Below are 15,479 nucleotides of genomic sequence, written 5' to 3'. Positions count from 1 at the left end.
GCCGTGGCCCTCAGTGCGCCAGCGTCGGTTCGCGACGCAGCTTGTCGCCGGCAGGGTTGACCGCTTCGCGCAGAAAACCAAAACCGGTGCGCCGGTCGAGGCGAAACAGCGTATTGGTCACATAGACGTCGTCACGCACACCGACCACCTCGACCACTTCACTGACGCAACGGCGCCCATCGGGCATGCGCGTCAGTTGAATCACCACATCGAGCGCGGCGCAGATCATCTGCCGCAGCGTGCGTTCGGCGATGGTGCGACCGGTCAGGCCGACCAGGGTTTCCAGGCGCAACAAGGCGTCCTGCGCGTTGTTGGCGTGCACGGTACTCATCGAACCGTCGTGGCCGGTGTTCATCGCGGTCAGCACGTCGACCACTTCGACGCCACGAATCTCACCAAGGATGATCCGGTCGGGGCGCATGCGCAGGGCGTTGCGGATCAGGTCGCTGGCCTTCACTTCGCCGTGGCCCTCGGCATTCGGCGGACGGGTTTCCAGGCGCACGACGTGCGGGTGGCCAAGCTGCAATTCGGCGACGTCTTCGATGGTCACCAGACGTTCGTGCGGGTTGATCAACTGGCTGAGAATGTTCAGCAGCGTGGTCTTGCCGGTGCCGGTACCGCCGCTGATGAGAATGTTGCAGCGTTTGCCCACCGCCTCTTCGATGAAATCGTAGATCGCCTGATCGATGGTCTGCATCGCCATCAGGTCGGTGCTCTTGAGCATGTCCTTGCGAAACTTGCGGATCGACAGACACGGCCCGTCGAGGGCAATCGGCGGGATGATCGCGTTGACCCGGCTGCCATCCGGCAAACGCGCATCGACCATCGGCGACGACTCGTCGAGGCGTCGCCCGAGTGGCGCAAGAATGCGCTGCATGACCCGCTCGACGTGGTGCGCATCGATAAAGCGCAGGTCGCTGAGGTGCAGCACACCGTCGCGTTCGATGAACACCCGGTGCGGGCCGTTGACCAGAATCTCGGTCACGGCGCTGTCGCGCAGCAGCACTTCCAGCGGGCCGAAACCGGTCAGTTCGTCGACGATTTCTTCGGCCAGACGCTCCATCTCATAACGCGAAATCGCCAGGTGCAGGCGCGCGATGTATTCGGCCACTTTGTCGATGACGAACTGCGAGAGCACCTGCCGCGAGCCTTCCAGCAGGTTTTTCCCGGACTCTTCGATGGCGTCGATGATGTAGCGATGCAGCACCAGTTTCAGACCGTCGTGGTCGGTATTACCGGGCGCGGCGCGCTGCGGGCCACCGAACAGTTGTTCACTGCTCATGACGTGCCTCGCAAGCGGTTGAACCAGTTGGCCTTGGGTTTGGCCAGGCCTTCGGAGCGTTTTGCCAGGCGTTCGCCGAGGGCGCGCAGGCTTTGGCTGATGGCTTCACGCGGGGCCAGTTCGAACAGGGTGACGCCCTGGTTTTTCGCGTTGAGGCGGATCTCCGGACTGAACGCCAACACCGCGATCACTTCGAGGCCAAAGGTCTTGCCGAGGGTTTCGGAATCCGGTGCGACGTTGCGCAGGTAGCGGTCGATCAACAACCGGCCGTGGTCGAGTTTCATGCCTTTCTCGCGCCACAGATTGAGCACCGCGAGGTTGCGCCGACAGTCGAGGACGTTCTGGTCGGTGTACCACAGCAGCTTGTCGCAATGGCTGACGAACGTGCGCAGCGCTTCACTGTCGGGCTGGCCGGTGAGGTTGACGACGATGTGCTGGAAGTGTTGGCGCAAGGCGCTGAGCAACATGTACAACTCGGCGGCACTGGTGCGCTCCAGCGGCTCGTCGGAGCTGGCGTAAGCGAGGATGCGCAAGCCCGCTTCGGCGCTGGTGAAGGCGCTGTCGATCAGCGTTGCATCAAGCCGCCGCAAATGCCGCAGCGCATCGCCGAAATGAAACGAGCTTTCCAGCCCGAGCAAAGCCAAGCTGTCGCCACGCGGCAACCCGAGGTCGAGCAACAGGGTTTGCTGGCCGCTCTTCTGCACCACCAGCGCCATGTGGTTGGCCAACAGCGCGCCGTCGGCGTTGCTTTGCACACCATAAAGCACGGTCAGACCGCCAAGCTGGGTGGTTGGTGTGACCGCTGGCAGGCGCTTGCTCAGGCGCCGCACCAACCCGGCGACCTCACTGGAGCGCGAGCCGTAAGCGACGAAATCCCGCGCACCGGCACGCATGGCATTGAGCACCAGCTGATTGTCCATGCCGTCTCCGAGCGCGACGATCGCGAGCATCGGTTTGGCTTCGAGCAGACCTTCGATCAAAGCGCTTTGCGCGACCAGATGATCGCGATCAAGCCCTACGAACACCAGGCTGGCGAGGGTCACATCGACCAGCGCGAGCAACTCGTCGAGGCTGCCACCACCCCCGGCGCTGACCACTTGGCCAAGCGGCGCCAATGCACCTTGCAACCACTCAAGATCGGTGTCGTTGCGGGTGATGGCGAGGAAGGTCTGACTCAAGTTCTGGCTCATTGCGATAACCCACTGCGTTTATCGAAGTTGCCGTTTTCGAGGAAGTACAGGCGATACCAGTTCGGGTCGTAGTTGCGCAGTTTTTCACCCGGCAGCGAAGGCAATGGCGCGTTGACCGCCAGTGGCTGCACCAAGTGGGGAGTGACGATCATCAGCAATTCGCGCTCTTCGCGATTGATCGATGAGTTGCGGAAAAACGCGCCGATGATCGGGATGTCGCCGAGGCCGGGAAACTTGTTCACCTGGGAGGCGTTCTGGGTGCTGATCAAGCCGCTGATGACGAAGCTTTCGCCATCGGCCAGCGAGATGCTGGTGTCGGTGCGGCGGATGGTGAACGCCGGCACGGTTGTGCCGCCGATGGTCACGCCATTGTTGTAGTCCAGCTCGCTGACTTCCGGCGCGACCTTGAGGGCGATGCGGTCACGGCCGACGACGGTTGGCGTGAGGGTCAGGCGGATACCGAACTCCTTGTACTCGATGGAGTAGCTGTTGCTGTTGGCGCTCGGTACCGGAATCGGAATCTCGCCACCGGCGAGGAAGCTCGCGCTCTGCCCGCTCAACGCCACCAGGCTCGGCCGCGCCAGGGTGTAGGCGAAACCGCTGCCTTCCAGCGCATTGACGATGCCGAGGAATTTACTGCTGCCGCCGCCCCAGACAATGTTGAACACATCGTTGGCCAGTGGAATGCTCGGCGCAATGCTCGGCACCAAACCGGGCCTGACACCGCTGCCTGGCACCGTGCCCGGTGCGCCAAACAGAAAGTTGTTCGAGCCCTTGCCGTAAATCGAGGTGCCGGCCTCTTTGAGTTTGGTGCGGCTGACTTCGACGAAGCGAATATCAGTCTGCACTTGCGAAGGCAGAGTCGGGTCATCAGTCGCGGGCAACGCGACCGTCATCGCCGCACTCGCCTTGCCCTGCACGAACACCATGCTCTGACGCGGTGAGCTGGCGCAGGCCGTCCAGATCATCAGCGTGGTTGCACCAGGCGCGACGCCGGTGAGCAAAACACCTTGATCACCGGTCACGCGCACGTCGGCAATTTTCGGGTCGCCCACCGCCACGCGGGTGATCGCCACAGGTGATTGCAGTGCCTGTTGCAGACCTTCGCCGACTTCCAGCGTCGACGGTAATGGGCCGAGCGCGGCGCAGTTGCCGACAGCAGCGACGGCGCTGCCGATGGAGGCAACGCTCAGCAGCGAAGCCCGGAGCAAGCCGTTGAACAGGGGCGTGAAGCATTTGCGCATGTAAAGGCGTCCTTGCTCGAATCAGGGAGTGGGTTGAGCGCTTTCGGCACCACGGATGACTTCCACGGTCGCTTTGCGCGCCGTCGGCTGCCCCGCCACGGCGAGTGGTCTGGGCGGTGGCGAGAGTGACAGTTGGCTGAACTCGATCAACTCGCGACGCGGCGTATCGAGCTGTCTGGCGACATCGTTGGCACCGGCCCAGTATTTCGCCAGTTGCTGTTCATCGGCGCTGCGCACCGCCAGGCGCAAGACGCCGGCACCGGACGCCAGCATCAAACGGCTGAGCAAGGCTTCCGGCACCGCCAGCACCACGCTGCGCGCAGCCATTCGCTGTTGTTCCTGCTTGAGTCGTTCATCGTCAGTGCGCGCCGGACTGGTGGGTTGACCGTCGTTGGTCAGGCCCATCTGGCTGCCGACACCGAGCACGCGCACCGCTGGCACCACCAACTGCGCCGACGGCTGTGGATTGTTTTCGTCCTTGCGCAAAAACAGCAGCACATCGACGTAATCGCCCGGCGCCAGTTGCCCGCCAGCATTGATCACTTCATCCACGGCCACCGCCAGCGCGCGCTCACCGGGACGAATCATTCGCGCCAATTGGCTGCCGGGTTCGAAGCTTTCTTCACTCAGCCAACTGCCGGCACTCAATGGCCGCCATGGTGTGCGGCCGATGACTTGATCGACAGTGCTGAGGCTGCCAGCAGGCGCGGTGCGCAGTTTTTCCACGGCGACATCGGCGGCGGTGATTTTGCCGAATGGGGCGATGTCGCGTAGCAACACCACTACCGGTTGGCGGGTCGGATCTTCAACGGGCGCCGCCGGTGCAGCGACGGGGGCAACGGGGGCGACCGCAACCGGTGCGGAGACAGGTTCCACGGGCGGTTGCCGACTCAATGTCAGCCCCCAATATCCGGCAATGATGGCACCCAGCAAAAACAAGCCGGCCAGGCCCAGAGTGATGCGACTGTTCATGACGGCTCTCCCTTTCCCGCTGCGCGTTCTGTCTTATGCAATGCCCCGTAACTTCCAACGAGATAAATTCGCAATCAGGCAGCTATGAACAAGTAACTATTTCGCTATTTGACGGTAGTCCAGCGCGAACAAAACGCCATTAACAGCGATGAAATATCCAACGAAAGTAGGAGGCTAAAGCGCCAAACATGGTTTTTTAGTGTAATTGCGCCAACTAATACTTTGGCGTTAATACGTTCTTACAGTTGTTGGGCCGGGGAATGCCGACAATGCTGATGCTGGCACAGGGAAATCATGTTGCGAACGCGCAACACCTGGCGTGCTCAAGGAGAATCCTCATGTCGTATTCCCACATTGCGCAAAAAATCAAATCGCAAGTCGCCTTCTTCAAAGGTCTGGCCAAAGACACCGAGGGCGCATCCGCCATCGAATACGCGCTGGTGGTCGGCCTCGTGGCGCTGGTGATCGCAGCCTTCGGTAACGGCATCGGCACTCAGGTCACCGCGATCCTGACCCGGATCCAGACGGCACTCACCTGATCGGATCGATAACTTGTCAATGCGCTCATTGGGTTCTAACGTCAGCACTCAGTCCATTGCAGGTGTTGCCTATGAACTCTCCACACACTTCACGCCAGCAGTTGCTCCTCGTCGACGATGAGGAGGACGCACTGCTGGAGCTGGCGGAGTTGCTGGAGGGCGAAGGCTTCACCTGTCATACCGCGACGTCGGTGAAACTGGCCCTGCACCATCTCACTCGCCATCCCGATATTGCGCTGGTGATTACCGATCTGCGCATGCCGGAAGAAAGCGGCATGTCGCTGATCAAGCGCCTGCGCGAACATACCTCGCGCCAGCATCTGCCGGTGATCGTGACGTCCGGGCATGCCGATATGGAGGATGTCAGCGACATGTTGCGCTTGCAGGTGCTGGACCTGTTCCGCAAGCCGATCTATCACGTGCGCCTGCTGGAAACCCTGGACAACCTGTTTCCCAAGGCCAAGGCGAATCAAGGTTGAGGCAGGGGTTTTTAATTGTTGCCGGAACCCACTGCGATCAGTGCGCGGTGACCCGTTGACGCAGGCCGGAATTGCTCGGCGATAACGCCAGGGCCAATTGGGTGCGGTTATGCATGTGCGTCAGACGCAGCACTTGCGAGACGTAGAGTTTCACCGTGTTCTCGGTAATCCCCAGTTCGCAGGCGATCTGATAGTTGGTCTGGCCTTTGCCCACCAGCCTGGCGACATCGAGCTGGCGCGGCGACAGTTGATTGAAGATCGCGGGTATTTCCACGGTTTCGCCTTCGCCTTGCTCTTCTTCACTCGCAGACGTGGGGCCACGGCGGACTTTGTCGAGGTCCTGGTACAGGTCGTCGATCGACTCGGAGAGGTATTGCAGCTTTTGATTGAGGTTGCCGAGTTGCAGGGTTTTCTGCCGTTCGGCCAACACCGCTTCCTGACGACGCAAACCTTCAAGCAGTTCGTCCAGGTTCACCGGTTTCTGGTAGTAGTCGGCAATCCCGGCGCGCAACGCCTTGATCACGTCCTGCTTGTCGGCCCGCCCGGTGAGCATGATCGCTTCAAAGAACCGCTGCTTGCCCGCCAGGCGTTGCAGCTCTTGCACCAGCTCAATGCCGTCCATGTCCGGCATGTGCAGATCGCACAGCACCAGGCCGATGGCAGGGTCTTGGCTGAACTGTTCGATTGCCTGCTGGCTCGATTCGCACGGCACACAGCGGTAACCGCTGCTTTCGATGAATTCGCAGAGTTCTTCAACAATCAGCGGTTGATCGTCGACCACCAGAACTTTTACAGCAGACGTTAGCTTGCTCACTTGCTACTCCATGCCCAGGCCAAAGGCTGACCGTTCCTGTAATAACGCTGATTTGAAAGTAGACCCACTTTCCTACTATGTACATAGCAGTAGTGGCATGGGGCGACTAATGGATCCAAAGCAGGGTCAGGATTGCGCCCACCAGCACGAACGGTGCAAATGGCAGCTTATTTGACTTTTCCGGGGCCATATATCGAAGACGTTCCCTAAGCCGTTGACTCATATGCAGCCAGAGTTTTGGCGCCAGCAGTAACCAGAAGACGCTGGCGATTGCCGCGCCGATAAACGTGCCGAGCAGATGAGTGCCGTCCGTCGCAAGAGCGAAAGCTGTCATAAGTTTCACATCGCCAGCACCGAAACGGTTCAGCAGATAGCCTGGCAGCGTCAGCAATAGCGCCAGCAAAAAAGCCCAACCGCCCTGCACCGCGTCTGCGCCCAGCCACGTATGGCCGGTCAGCAGCAGATACCCCGCCGCCAACCCGCCAACGCCGAAGGTCAGCAGATTGCCGATGTGCCGTTGGCGGGCATCCTGCGCCGCGCATAGCGTCAGCCAGATCAGTAGGACAAAGCTGTGCATGCGGTAAAAAACGTCCGTTTTGGCCGAATGATTCTATGCTGATACTACGTAGTGAATGTCAGGGTAGACGCACTCATGAAATCCGCCCTCCCCCGCAAGCAAAAAGGCGCTGTCGCCATCGAGTTCGCCTTGGTGTTCGTCATCTTCTTCGCCGTGTTTTATGGTCTGGTGAGCTACAGCTTGCCGTTGTTGCTGATGCAGTCATTCAATGAGTCCACCGCCGAAGCCGTGCGCCGCAGCGTGGCGCTGGATCCGGCGACCGCCAACTACTCGACCGCCGTCACCGCCACCGCCCGCACCGAGCTGACCCGACAGTTGGGCTGGCTGCCCGCCGCGTTGAATTTCAATGCGGCCACCGACAGCTCGATCACTTACGTCGGCGGTGTGTTGACGGTGACCATCAACTATCCCACCAGCAAATTGAATCAGGCGTTGCCGTTTCTGGTGCTGCCGGGCGTCGGCACGGTGCCGCGCCTGCCGGCGACATTGCGCGCCTCGTCGAGCCTGCAATTTTGAGTGCCGGTGAAACGCTGTTCAGCCGTTTGCTCAATCGACAACCCGGCACCTCACCACCACTGGAAAGCCCGGTGGCGCAAAGCGTCGGCCTGCAGTTGTATCTGGATGGCGACGGCCAGGTCCTGCACCTGAGCGGGCCATTACGGCACTTGCTCGCGCAACGCATGGCCAGCACGCAACCTGCGCATCTGCTGGATTACCTGCTGCCGCACAGCAGTCTTGCCGTGGAGGGACAACCGGCCGACTGGCAAGGACAATTGCTCGACCTCGATTTTTTCAGCCTCGCCGGCCCGCCGCTGCACTTGCGCGGCTGGGTGCAGGCGCAGGGTGACGGCTGGCTCCTGCAAATGCTCGATATCGGTGATTTGCTCGGCGAACGACGTCAGGCGCGCAGCCGCGAGCAAGCGCAAATGCTGGCCACGCAGATTCGCGATCAATTACGCCTGTGCAGCCTCGCCCGCCTGCCGGATGCGCTGGGCGAGCAGTTGCAACGCCTGAGTCAGCAATTGCACATCCCGTGTCTGGCGGTAGCGCTGCTCGACGAGCAAGGCCTGGGCTGGCAGATTCATCAGCATTACACCGCGTTGAACGCGCCCCGACTGTGGCGTGAACAGCAGCGTTTGGGCACTGGCCTCGACAGTTTGAACGGTGCAGCGCCGCAACGTTTGCTGAGCAGCGAACAGCCGCGTCTGAGCGCATTGTTCGGCCCGCATGCAGGTTTCGCCGTGCCCTATCGCGATGCCCAAGGCGTGGCGGCATGGCTGCTGTGCGCCGACTACAACGCGCAACAACAGGCGCCTGACCTCAGCGATCATGACTGGCTGCTGCTGGCAGCGGCGGTGGCAGCACCGTTACTGGAGCGCTTGCGCGAGCATCGTCACCATCAGCAACTGGAACGCCTGGAAACCCTGCAAGCGCTGCTCGGCACCGGTTGGTGGGAAGTGTTCAGCGACAGCAACGAAGTGCAGTTGGCGCCGACACTGGCGCAAAGCCTGGCGTTGACGACGACGCGGTTGCCGATTCAGGACTGGTTCAATCAGGTTCACCCCGCCGACCGCGATGAGCTGCGCAGTCGCCTGCAAGCGCTGCAAGACGAAGGCGTGCCGCTGGAGTTATGCGTGCGCTGGCAAGCCGACGCGCAATCATTGCCGCTGTGGTATCGCCTGCAAGGCCGCTCTTTGGGCATCGGTGCCCAGCGCCGGCTGGTGGGTTTCATGCTCGACATCAGCGACATCAAGAATCAGCAACAACAGGCCGCCGCGGCCCATGCGCGGCTGGACAATCTGATCGCCAGTTCGCCCGCCGTGATCTACGTGCAGCGCTACGTTGCCGGGGCGCTGCAACCGACATTTTTCAGCGCCAGCCTGAGCGCTCTTTTGGGCTGGAGTCTGGCTGACTGCGACGATGGCCGCCTGGTCGAACACGTCCACCCCGAAGATCGCCCACGCTATTTCGAACGCACTCGGCAGTTGCTGCGCGAAGGCGCGGTGAGCGCGCGTTATAGAGTGCTCGACCGTCAGGGCAATGTGCACTGGCTGCTCGACGAAGCCAAATTGCTGCGCGATGACCTCGGCTTGCCGGTAGAAGCCGTCGGCCTGTGGCTGGACGTGACTGACGCCACTCTTGCCGCCGAACAGGTCAAGGCCAGTGAAGAGCGCTATCGGATTCTGGTGGAAGATTCGCCGGCGATGATTTGCCGTTATCGCCCGGACCTGACGCTGACGTTCGGCAACCGCCCTTTGGCGATGTACCTGGAGTGTGCGCCGGAGCAATTGCCCGGGGTCAATCTGGGCAGCTGGATGTCGGACGAGCAACGTGAAGCATTCCTCCAGCGCCTCGCGCAACTGACGCCGGAGGTGCCGGTGAGCACAGCGGAAATCAACCTGTGCCTGCCCGGCCGTGAGCATGCCTGGTGGGTCTGGTCGGATCGCGGCGTGTTCGATGAACACGGCACACTGATCGAGGTACAAGCGGTGGGCCGCGACAACACCGAAGTGCGCCGCTCGCAGCAACAACTGACGCAAAGCGCAAAAATGGCCACCCTTGGCGAAATGGCCACCGGCCTCGCGCATGAAATCAATCAGCCGCTGAACGTCATGCGCATGGCCATCGTCAATGTGCTCAAGCGTTTGAGCAATGGCGACGTGCAGATCGACTACCTGACCGACAAACTCAATCGCATCGACGCGCAAGTGCAACGGGCCGCGCGGGTGGTCGATCACATGCGCGTGTTCGGCCGGCGCTCGGAAGTCGAACAGCAGCCGTTCAATCCGCGGGAGGCGATCGAAGGCACGCTGTCGCTGTTGTCTGAAGGATTGCGCGGCAAAGGTGTCGAATTGCGGATCAAGGAGGCTGGCTTTCAGGTTCAGGTGCGCGGTTACGTCGATCAACTTGAACAAGTGCTGATCAATCTGATGGTCAATGCCCGCGACGCGCTGCTCGGCAAGCGCGAAGCCAACCGCGACTTCCAGCCGTGGATCGCCCTGCATGCCGAGTGTGACGAACACGTCGTGCGGCTGTGGGTCGAGGACAATGGCGGCGGCATCGACCCGCGTTTGCTGGAACGTATTTTCGAGCCGTTTTTCACCACCAAACCGGTCGGTGTCGGCACCGGTCTGGGCTTGTCGGTGAGTTACGGCATCATCGACAACATGGGCGGACGCCTGAGTGTGCGCAACGGCGACGAGGGTGCGCGGTTCTGCATCGAGTTGCCGATTGCGCTGACCGATTAGATCGCCAGCATCGGCTGCCCCGGTGGCCGGCAACTGAGGTTGGCGCCGACATCGACCTTGTTCAGGGTGATGCCGAGATTGGCCAGCAAACCGTCAAGAATCGGGTCGAGTAACGGGCTGAGCAGATTGTCGATGACCACGCCCAGCGTACTGTTGACGCTCGCCAGCACGTCTGCGGTGGTGGTCAGCAAACCACCGAGCAAACTCGAACCAGTGGGTTTGTACGCCTGCACCTGAACCCCGCTCAAGGTGCCTTTCAAACTGTTGACCACGCCCTGCGTACCGAAGCTGTAGTTCAGCGGCGTCTGTTTGATTTCCGGTGGCTGGTTGTAGGTGTGGATGTTCTGCATGCTCGCCACCGAGGTATCGACCATCACCCCGAGACCGCCGCCGTAAAACGGTTTGCGCGTGCTCTGATCGCACGTCGGCGAGCCCAGCCCGAGCAGGGGAATGGTGCAGGTGATGACGCCGACATCGATCAACGCCAATGGCTGCACGGTGACATCGGCCGAGGAGGAAAACGCATTGGTCGCGTCGATCTTGCCAACCTTGAGTTTGACCAGTGACGAGTTGGTCTGGGTGGTCAGGCTTTTCGTCGCATCGCTGACGCAATTGAAATCGGTGACATGGCTGTCGGCGGCAGCAGCCTCGAGCAGGATGTCGATGGTCGAGGTCGGCAGAATTTGCAGATTGGTACGCTGACAGGTACCCCCCAATGCGCAGAACAACGAGTTCAGCGTGCCGGCGATGTTCAGGTGCAGCAGGTTGTTGAGGGTGTCGGTCAGACCACCGACCAGCGGCGTACTGACGATGGCGCTGGCCAGGCCGGCGACACCGGACAGCAGTGGCAGATTCAGCGAGATCAGCGTGCGTACCTGCGCGGTTTTCACGTAGATGCGGTTGGCGCCCATCGGGTCGGCCTTTGCCAGCGCCGGGTTGCCCACAGCCGACAACTGCGGCGGCTGGATGACTTTGACCTTCACCGAACCGTTGACCAGCCCCGGAATGCTCAATGGCACGGTGGCGGTCAGGGCGTTCTGACTGTTGGCCAGTTGCACCACGGCTTCGAGTAACTGGAACACCTGCAGATTGGCATTGAGCGCGGCCGAAGTCGCGCCGGTTTGCAGTTGCAGCAACTGACCGAGCACCACCGAGGTATTGCCGACGATGGCTTTCAACCCGAGCAAGCCGCTGACCGCGACACTGGTGGTGCTGCCACCCTTGGTCAATACGGTGATGGCGGTGTCGATCAGTTGATTGATCTGGATGCTTTGACTGAGTACCTGAGTGTAGTTGCCGGCGTCGACGTGGACGTCGAGCGCCAGTTGATTGAGGTAACTGAGCAGACTGATATTAGTGTCCACCAGACCTTGCCAACCGGCGACGCTGAGGTTGAGGCTGCCGCCGAGCAGTCCGCCCCACAGCGCATTCAACGCGGCTGACTTGCTGGCGTCGACCGTCAGTGCGGTGGTACCGATGGTCAGTTGCGCCATCGGCGGCAGAATCGCCGAAGTGCCCACCGCCGTCGCGTGCAGGCGCGTGGTCGGGGCGACGCTGCCCGGCCGGAACAACGCGTACAGAGCGGCGCCAACACTGGTGGGCACCACGCGCGTGGCGACGACGCTGATCGCTTGTTTCTTGCTGGCATCGACGGTGAAGGCACGCAGGTTATTCGCACCGGTTTGCACGGTGCCGCAGGTCACGGCAAGGGTCGTATCCTGCGCCACGGCAAAACCATTGCGCGCGGCGCTGGCGGTGGCAAACGCGGCGGCGCTGAGGCCTGTCAGGCAATCCCCGCTACGCGAGACCGCCTCGAGCGCGGCGACATCGACCACCCGCTGCAAGCGGCGTTGTTCCATGTACAAGCGACCGCTGTCGACCACCAGCACCATGCACACCAGCGCCAGGCCGAGGGTCAGCGCCGCCATCAGACCGATTGCCCCGCGTTGCCGGGCCGGGCCGTTGAAATGCGAACGAGGCGACATGGCGCACTCCTTTGCCGTGACCTCCATTGATGCAATGAGTGTAGACGCGCCCGGGCCTGCTTGCTGGCAACGCGCCAGCCTCCAAGCAAAAACCCTGCGTTCTGTTGAAACGGCCCTTTCAAGATCAACAGATCGCAGCCTTCGGCAGCTCCTACAGGGGAAATGTTGTGTGAGGACTTATGCGCCCCGAACAAACAGGTAGGAGCTGCCGCAGGCTGCGATCTTTTGATGTTGCCGTTTTAAAGATCAACAGATCGCAGCCTGCGGCAGCTCCTACAGGGGGTTAGCGTGGGGGGTAGTTGGCGAGGATGCGGGTGACGGTTTCGCGGATGGCGTTGCTGCGATCCTCGGGGTTGGGCTTGCTGGCGAGCATTTGCTCGTCGCTGCCGCGCCACACCAGTTTGCCGTCCTTGCCGTCGAGCAGGTCGATCTGGATGGTCGCGACCTTGTAGGTGATGTTGCGCGTTTCGTTGTACATCGGCGCGCCCCAATAGCCGTTCCACGGGCCACCCCAACCGCCGCCGTAGTTGGTCGTCACTTGCTGCTGACGATCCTCGACGATCAGGTAAGTCTGCACACTCAAATCACCCTTGGCCCCCACAGCGGCAGGCCGCAAGCCGCGCTGATCGAGTTGATCGGTCACGGCCTGGCGGATGCGCTGTTCGGTCAGATCACTCTTGATCCGTGGATCATCGGGGCGGTATTGCAGGGCGGGTTCTTTCCAGCTCCAGCTGCGATAGGCGGCAAAGTCGCGGCTGGCGTCGAAGTCATGGTTGACCTGATTGGCGGCACAGGCGCTGAGCAGCGCGGCCATGGCCAGTAAAGCAAGACGGCGGAACATGATTTTTCTCCGGTTGAAGACATGAACCTGCTAGAGCTTCTCATTTGCAGGAAGCTAACTGGGAGGATACGCCGCCATGGCCTTTTCGACAGCCTCGCGAATCGAATCCGTGCGCTCGATCTGATTGCCCTTGGCGCCGGTTTCCGCGCTGGCACTCCACACCGGTTGACCGGTGCCGGCATCGAACAGATCGACTTGTACCACCACGACCTGCTCGGAATAGGTGCGCACCACCGGTACGCTGTTGTACATGCCGTAACCGCGACCATAACGATCATAGCCACTGTAGCCGCCGCCGTAGTAGCCGTAATCATCCTGCACCTGACGCAAGCGGGTTTGCAGACTCAGATGGGCGCTGACCAACAGATCGGCCGGACGATTGTCGTGCAGCGGACGCAAGCCGCGCTGATCCAGCGCATTGCTGACCGCCTCGGCCACTTGCGCCGAATCCGCCCACGCGGTGCCCGGCGGCAGTTGCCCGTTGAGCCACGTCCAACTGCGATAGCGCCCGTAATCGCGCGGCGGTGCCGGGTAGGCGCTGCGATCAAAGGTGTTGGCGGCTTGCGGCGGTGCCGGCGGCAGCGGCCGCGACTGCGCCACGTAAGGGTTGCTGCCCTGGCAGGCGGCCAACCCCAGACAGATCAGCAATAACCCGGATTGAGCTTTCATTTTGTGCTCCGATCAGACCGGCCGGCAGATCCAGTGCAGGTAACGCCCAAGCCCGGCGAAGCTTGGGTGACGACGGTGAGCGAGCTCCATCTCGAGCAAATCGACGAGTTCGGCGCGGGCCTGGAATTCCACCGGCATGTAGTCGTGAAAAACCCGGATCCCGCTCTGGCTTTCGACCTGCCACAGGCCGTCGAGTTGCGTTGCCAATTCGCGCGGATCGAGCGGTTGCTGCGGGGTCAGGCTCTGCTTTTCACCGGCCATGTCGTTCTTGCGCATTTTCTTGAAATGGCCTTTGAGCAGGTTGCGGTAGATCAGCGCGTCGCGGTTGTAGAACGCCAGCGACAACCAGCCGCCGGGCTTGGTCAATTGGTGCAGCACCGGCAGGATCGCGTGGGGTTCGGCGAGCCACTCGAGCACGGCGTGGCAGATCACCAAGTCGTAGGGTTCGGTGAGTTGCCCGAGCAACTCCTGCCACGGCGCCTGAATGAACGTCGCGGTTTGCCCAGCCTCGGCGAAACGCTGGCGGGCGCCTTCGAGCATCGGCGCGGCCGGCTCGGTGAAGGTCACGTCGTGGCCACGTTCGGCCAGCCACAGCGACATGTGGCCGAGACCGCCACCGATGTCGAGCACCCGCAACGGGCGATCCGGCAACGCTTCGGCAAGGTCGGCCTGCAACACCGCGAGGCGAATTGCGCCTTTGGCACCACCGTAGATTTTTTCGGCGAAACGCGTCGCCAACTGATCGAAATGCCGGTCGCTCATCAGCTGAACCGCCGTTCGCTGTCGGCGAGCTTGTTGCGCACCACTTCATTCATGTCCAGGCCCAACTCGCTGCACAGCAGCAACAGATACAGCACGATATCGCCGACTTCTTGCCCGGCGTGGGCGAGTTTGTCGGCGGGCAACTGGCGCGACTGGTCCTCGCTCAACCACTGGAAGATTTCCACCAGTTCAGACATCTCGACGCTGGCGGCCATGGCCAGGTTTTTCGGGCTGTGAAATTGCCGCCAGTCATTGCGGTCGCGAATGGCGTGCAGGCGTTCGGTCAGTTCAACAAGGTTCATCGGGTTCTCCTGAAGGCGTATAGCTTCAAGCGGATACGCCCTGAAGGCAAGACCCATGTAGGAGCTGCCGCAGGCTGCGATCTGTTGATCTTGATCTTTGAAAAACAACATCAAAAGATCGCAGCCTGCGGCAGCTCCTACGGGTTTTCCGTTCGGCGCAGCATGGGCCATACTCGTGACAGGGAACTCGGCCACCTGCGTTGTGGCCCAAGGCTCAGCTCTTTCATCAGGATGAACACATGCAGGTAGAAAGCTTTTTCGAGTGGCTCGGCCAGGCGCTCGGCTCGATCATCCGCTTTATCGTCGACGGGCTCAGTGGCCTGTTCAACATTCTGAGCCATGCCGGCGGCAATTTTGTCGACGGACTGGCAAAGACGCTGGGGATGGACACGTCGATCATCAGCATCATCGCGCTGATCGTCGGGCTGATGCTGCTGTGGTCGGCGATTCGCGCGTTCATGAATGCGTCGATCATTGCCGGGATCATCTGGTTGCTGCTGGGGTTGTGGTTGCTCAGCTGGATAATTCACTGACACCACAAAACCTTGTAGGAGCTGCCGAAGGCTGCGATCTGT

16 protein-coding genes are annotated in these 15,479 nt (G+C 61.3%); 5 read left to right on the top strand and 11 right to left on the bottom strand.

What is annotated here, in order from left to right:
- Positions 1-10 precede the first annotated feature (10 nt).
- From C2E19_RS04475 to cpaB, 4 genes are read right to left on the bottom strand one after another with little or no spacing between them, the layout of a single operon-like run.
- Positions 11-1,282: a CpaF family protein gene (locus tag C2E19_RS04475; protein WP_129388601.1), complete on the bottom strand. Its 1,272-nt coding sequence runs from the start codon at positions 1,280-1,282 to the stop codon at positions 11-13.
- A complete protein-coding gene (locus C2E19_RS04470) occupies positions 1,279-2,472 on the bottom strand; it encodes a pilus assembly protein (RefSeq protein WP_129388598.1) in 1,194 nt (397 codons plus the stop codon). Before C2E19_RS04470 ends, C2E19_RS04475 begins: the two co-directional genes overlap by 4 nt.
- On the bottom strand, positions 2,469-3,716 hold the full coding sequence (locus C2E19_RS04465; RefSeq protein ID WP_129388595.1) for a type II and III secretion system protein family protein: 1,248 nt from the start codon (positions 3,714-3,716) through the stop codon (positions 2,469-2,471). Before C2E19_RS04465 ends, C2E19_RS04470 begins: the two co-directional genes overlap by 4 nt.
- 21 nt (positions 3,717-3,737) lie before the next feature.
- The gene (cpaB, locus tag C2E19_RS04460; protein ID WP_129388592.1) at positions 3,738-4,688 is read right to left on the bottom strand and encodes a Flp pilus assembly protein CpaB; all 951 of its coding nucleotides are present in this window, start codon (positions 4,686-4,688) and stop codon (positions 3,738-3,740) included.
- Between the two features lie 338 nt (positions 4,689-5,026).
- Here cpaB and C2E19_RS04455 point away from each other — a divergent pair, with 338 nt between their 5' ends.
- The gene (locus C2E19_RS04455) at positions 5,027-5,227 is read left to right on the top strand and encodes a Flp family type IVb pilin (RefSeq protein ID WP_008078249.1); all 201 of its coding nucleotides are present in this window, start codon (positions 5,027-5,029) and stop codon (positions 5,225-5,227) included.
- 71 nt (positions 5,228-5,298) lie between these two features.
- Positions 5,299-5,706, top strand: coding sequence for a response regulator (locus tag C2E19_RS04450; protein WP_129388589.1), 408 nt, complete (start codon positions 5,299-5,301; stop codon positions 5,704-5,706).
- 37 nt (positions 5,707-5,743) lie between these two features.
- Here the strand turns inward: C2E19_RS04450 and C2E19_RS04445 are convergent, their stop codons facing one another.
- A complete protein-coding gene (locus tag C2E19_RS04445; protein ID WP_129388586.1) occupies positions 5,744-6,520 on the bottom strand; it encodes a response regulator transcription factor in 777 nt (258 codons plus the stop codon).
- Positions 6,521-6,626: 106 nt separating this feature from the next.
- Positions 6,627-7,097, bottom strand: coding sequence for a prepilin peptidase (locus C2E19_RS04440; RefSeq protein WP_129388583.1), 471 nt, complete (start codon positions 7,095-7,097; stop codon positions 6,627-6,629).
- A 75-nt stretch (positions 7,098-7,172) separates the two neighbouring features.
- On the opposite strand from C2E19_RS04440, the gene C2E19_RS04435 reads away from it, so the two are divergent.
- A complete protein-coding gene (locus C2E19_RS04435) occupies positions 7,173-7,613 on the top strand; it encodes a TadE/TadG family type IV pilus assembly protein (protein WP_129388581.1) in 441 nt (146 codons plus the stop codon).
- A complete protein-coding gene (locus C2E19_RS04430; RefSeq protein WP_129388578.1) occupies positions 7,610-10,345 on the top strand; it encodes an ATP-binding protein in 2,736 nt (911 codons plus the stop codon). Before C2E19_RS04435 ends, C2E19_RS04430 begins: the two co-directional genes overlap by 4 nt.
- Here C2E19_RS04430 and C2E19_RS04425 read toward each other — a convergent pair.
- The 5 genes from C2E19_RS04425 to C2E19_RS04405 form a co-directional block, all read right to left on the bottom strand.
- Positions 10,342-12,330 (bottom strand): pilus assembly protein TadG-related protein, encoded by a 1,989-nt coding sequence (locus C2E19_RS04425; RefSeq protein WP_129388576.1) that lies wholly within the window; start codon positions 12,328-12,330, stop codon positions 10,342-10,344. The genes C2E19_RS04430 and C2E19_RS04425 overlap by 4 nt on opposite strands.
- A 283-nt stretch (positions 12,331-12,613) precedes the next feature.
- On the bottom strand, positions 12,614-13,171 hold the full coding sequence (locus C2E19_RS04420; RefSeq protein ID WP_129388572.1) for a DUF4136 domain-containing protein: 558 nt from the start codon (positions 13,169-13,171) through the stop codon (positions 12,614-12,616).
- A 54-nt stretch (positions 13,172-13,225) separates the two neighbouring features.
- Positions 13,226-13,840, bottom strand: a complete 615-nt coding sequence (locus C2E19_RS04415; protein WP_129388569.1) for a DUF4136 domain-containing protein — start codon at positions 13,838-13,840, stop codon at positions 13,226-13,228.
- Positions 13,841-13,852: 12 nt separating this feature from the next.
- Positions 13,853-14,602 (bottom strand): methyltransferase, encoded by a 750-nt coding sequence (locus tag C2E19_RS04410; protein WP_129388567.1) that lies wholly within the window; start codon positions 14,600-14,602, stop codon positions 13,853-13,855.
- Positions 14,602-14,904, bottom strand: a complete 303-nt coding sequence (locus C2E19_RS04405) for a MazG-like family protein (RefSeq protein WP_129388564.1) — start codon at positions 14,902-14,904, stop codon at positions 14,602-14,604. Before C2E19_RS04405 ends, C2E19_RS04410 begins: the two co-directional genes overlap by 1 nt.
- Before the next feature lie 239 nt (positions 14,905-15,143).
- Here C2E19_RS04405 and C2E19_RS04400 point away from each other — a divergent pair, with 239 nt between their 5' ends.
- Positions 15,144-15,437, top strand: coding sequence for a hypothetical protein (locus tag C2E19_RS04400; RefSeq protein WP_129388561.1), 294 nt, complete (start codon positions 15,144-15,146; stop codon positions 15,435-15,437).
- Positions 15,438-15,479 lie beyond the last annotated feature (42 nt).

The sequence above is a fragment of the Pseudomonas sp. DTU12.3 genome, from assembly GCF_004124275.1.
In the GTDB taxonomy this organism is placed as follows: domain Bacteria; phylum Pseudomonadota; class Gammaproteobacteria; order Pseudomonadales; family Pseudomonadaceae; genus Aquipseudomonas; species Aquipseudomonas helmanticensis.
This window is presented reverse-complemented; position numbering and strand designations above follow the sequence as displayed.

Bases quoted from the DNA above. Each gene is read 5' to 3' on its own strand.
- C2E19_RS04475 (WP_129388601.1), bottom strand. From the start codon at position 1,282: ATGAGCAGTGAACAACTGTTCGGTGGCCCGCAGCGCGCCGCGCCCGGT.
- C2E19_RS04470 (WP_129388598.1), bottom strand. From the start codon at position 2,472: ATGAGCCAGAACTTGAGTCAGACCTTCCTCGCCATCACCCGCAACGAC.
- C2E19_RS04465 (WP_129388595.1), bottom strand. From the start codon at position 3,716: ATGCGCAAATGCTTCACGCCCCTGTTCAACGGCTTGCTCCGGGCTTCG.
- cpaB (WP_129388592.1), bottom strand. From the start codon at position 4,688: ATGAACAGTCGCATCACTCTGGGCCTGGCCGGCTTGTTTTTGCTGGGT.
- C2E19_RS04455 (WP_008078249.1), top strand. From the start codon at position 5,027: ATGTCGTATTCCCACATTGCGCAAAAAATCAAATCGCAAGTCGCCTTC.
- C2E19_RS04450 (WP_129388589.1), top strand. From the start codon at position 5,299: ATGAACTCTCCACACACTTCACGCCAGCAGTTGCTCCTCGTCGACGAT.
- C2E19_RS04440 (WP_129388583.1), bottom strand. From the start codon at position 7,097: ATGCACAGCTTTGTCCTACTGATCTGGCTGACGCTATGCGCGGCGCAG.
- C2E19_RS04435 (WP_129388581.1), top strand. From the start codon at position 7,173: ATGAAATCCGCCCTCCCCCGCAAGCAAAAAGGCGCTGTCGCCATCGAG.
- C2E19_RS04425 (WP_129388576.1), bottom strand. From the start codon at position 12,330: ATGTCGCCTCGTTCGCATTTCAACGGCCCGGCCCGGCAACGCGGGGCA.
- C2E19_RS04420 (WP_129388572.1), bottom strand. From the start codon at position 13,171: ATGTTCCGCCGTCTTGCTTTACTGGCCATGGCCGCGCTGCTCAGCGCC.
- C2E19_RS04415 (WP_129388569.1), bottom strand. From the start codon at position 13,840: ATGAAAGCTCAATCCGGGTTATTGCTGATCTGTCTGGGGTTGGCCGCC.
- C2E19_RS04410 (WP_129388567.1), bottom strand. From the start codon at position 14,602: ATGAGCGACCGGCATTTCGATCAGTTGGCGACGCGTTTCGCCGAAAAA.
- C2E19_RS04405 (WP_129388564.1), bottom strand. From the start codon at position 14,904: ATGAACCTTGTTGAACTGACCGAACGCCTGCACGCCATTCGCGACCGC.
- C2E19_RS04400 (WP_129388561.1), top strand. From the start codon at position 15,144: ATGCAGGTAGAAAGCTTTTTCGAGTGGCTCGGCCAGGCGCTCGGCTCG.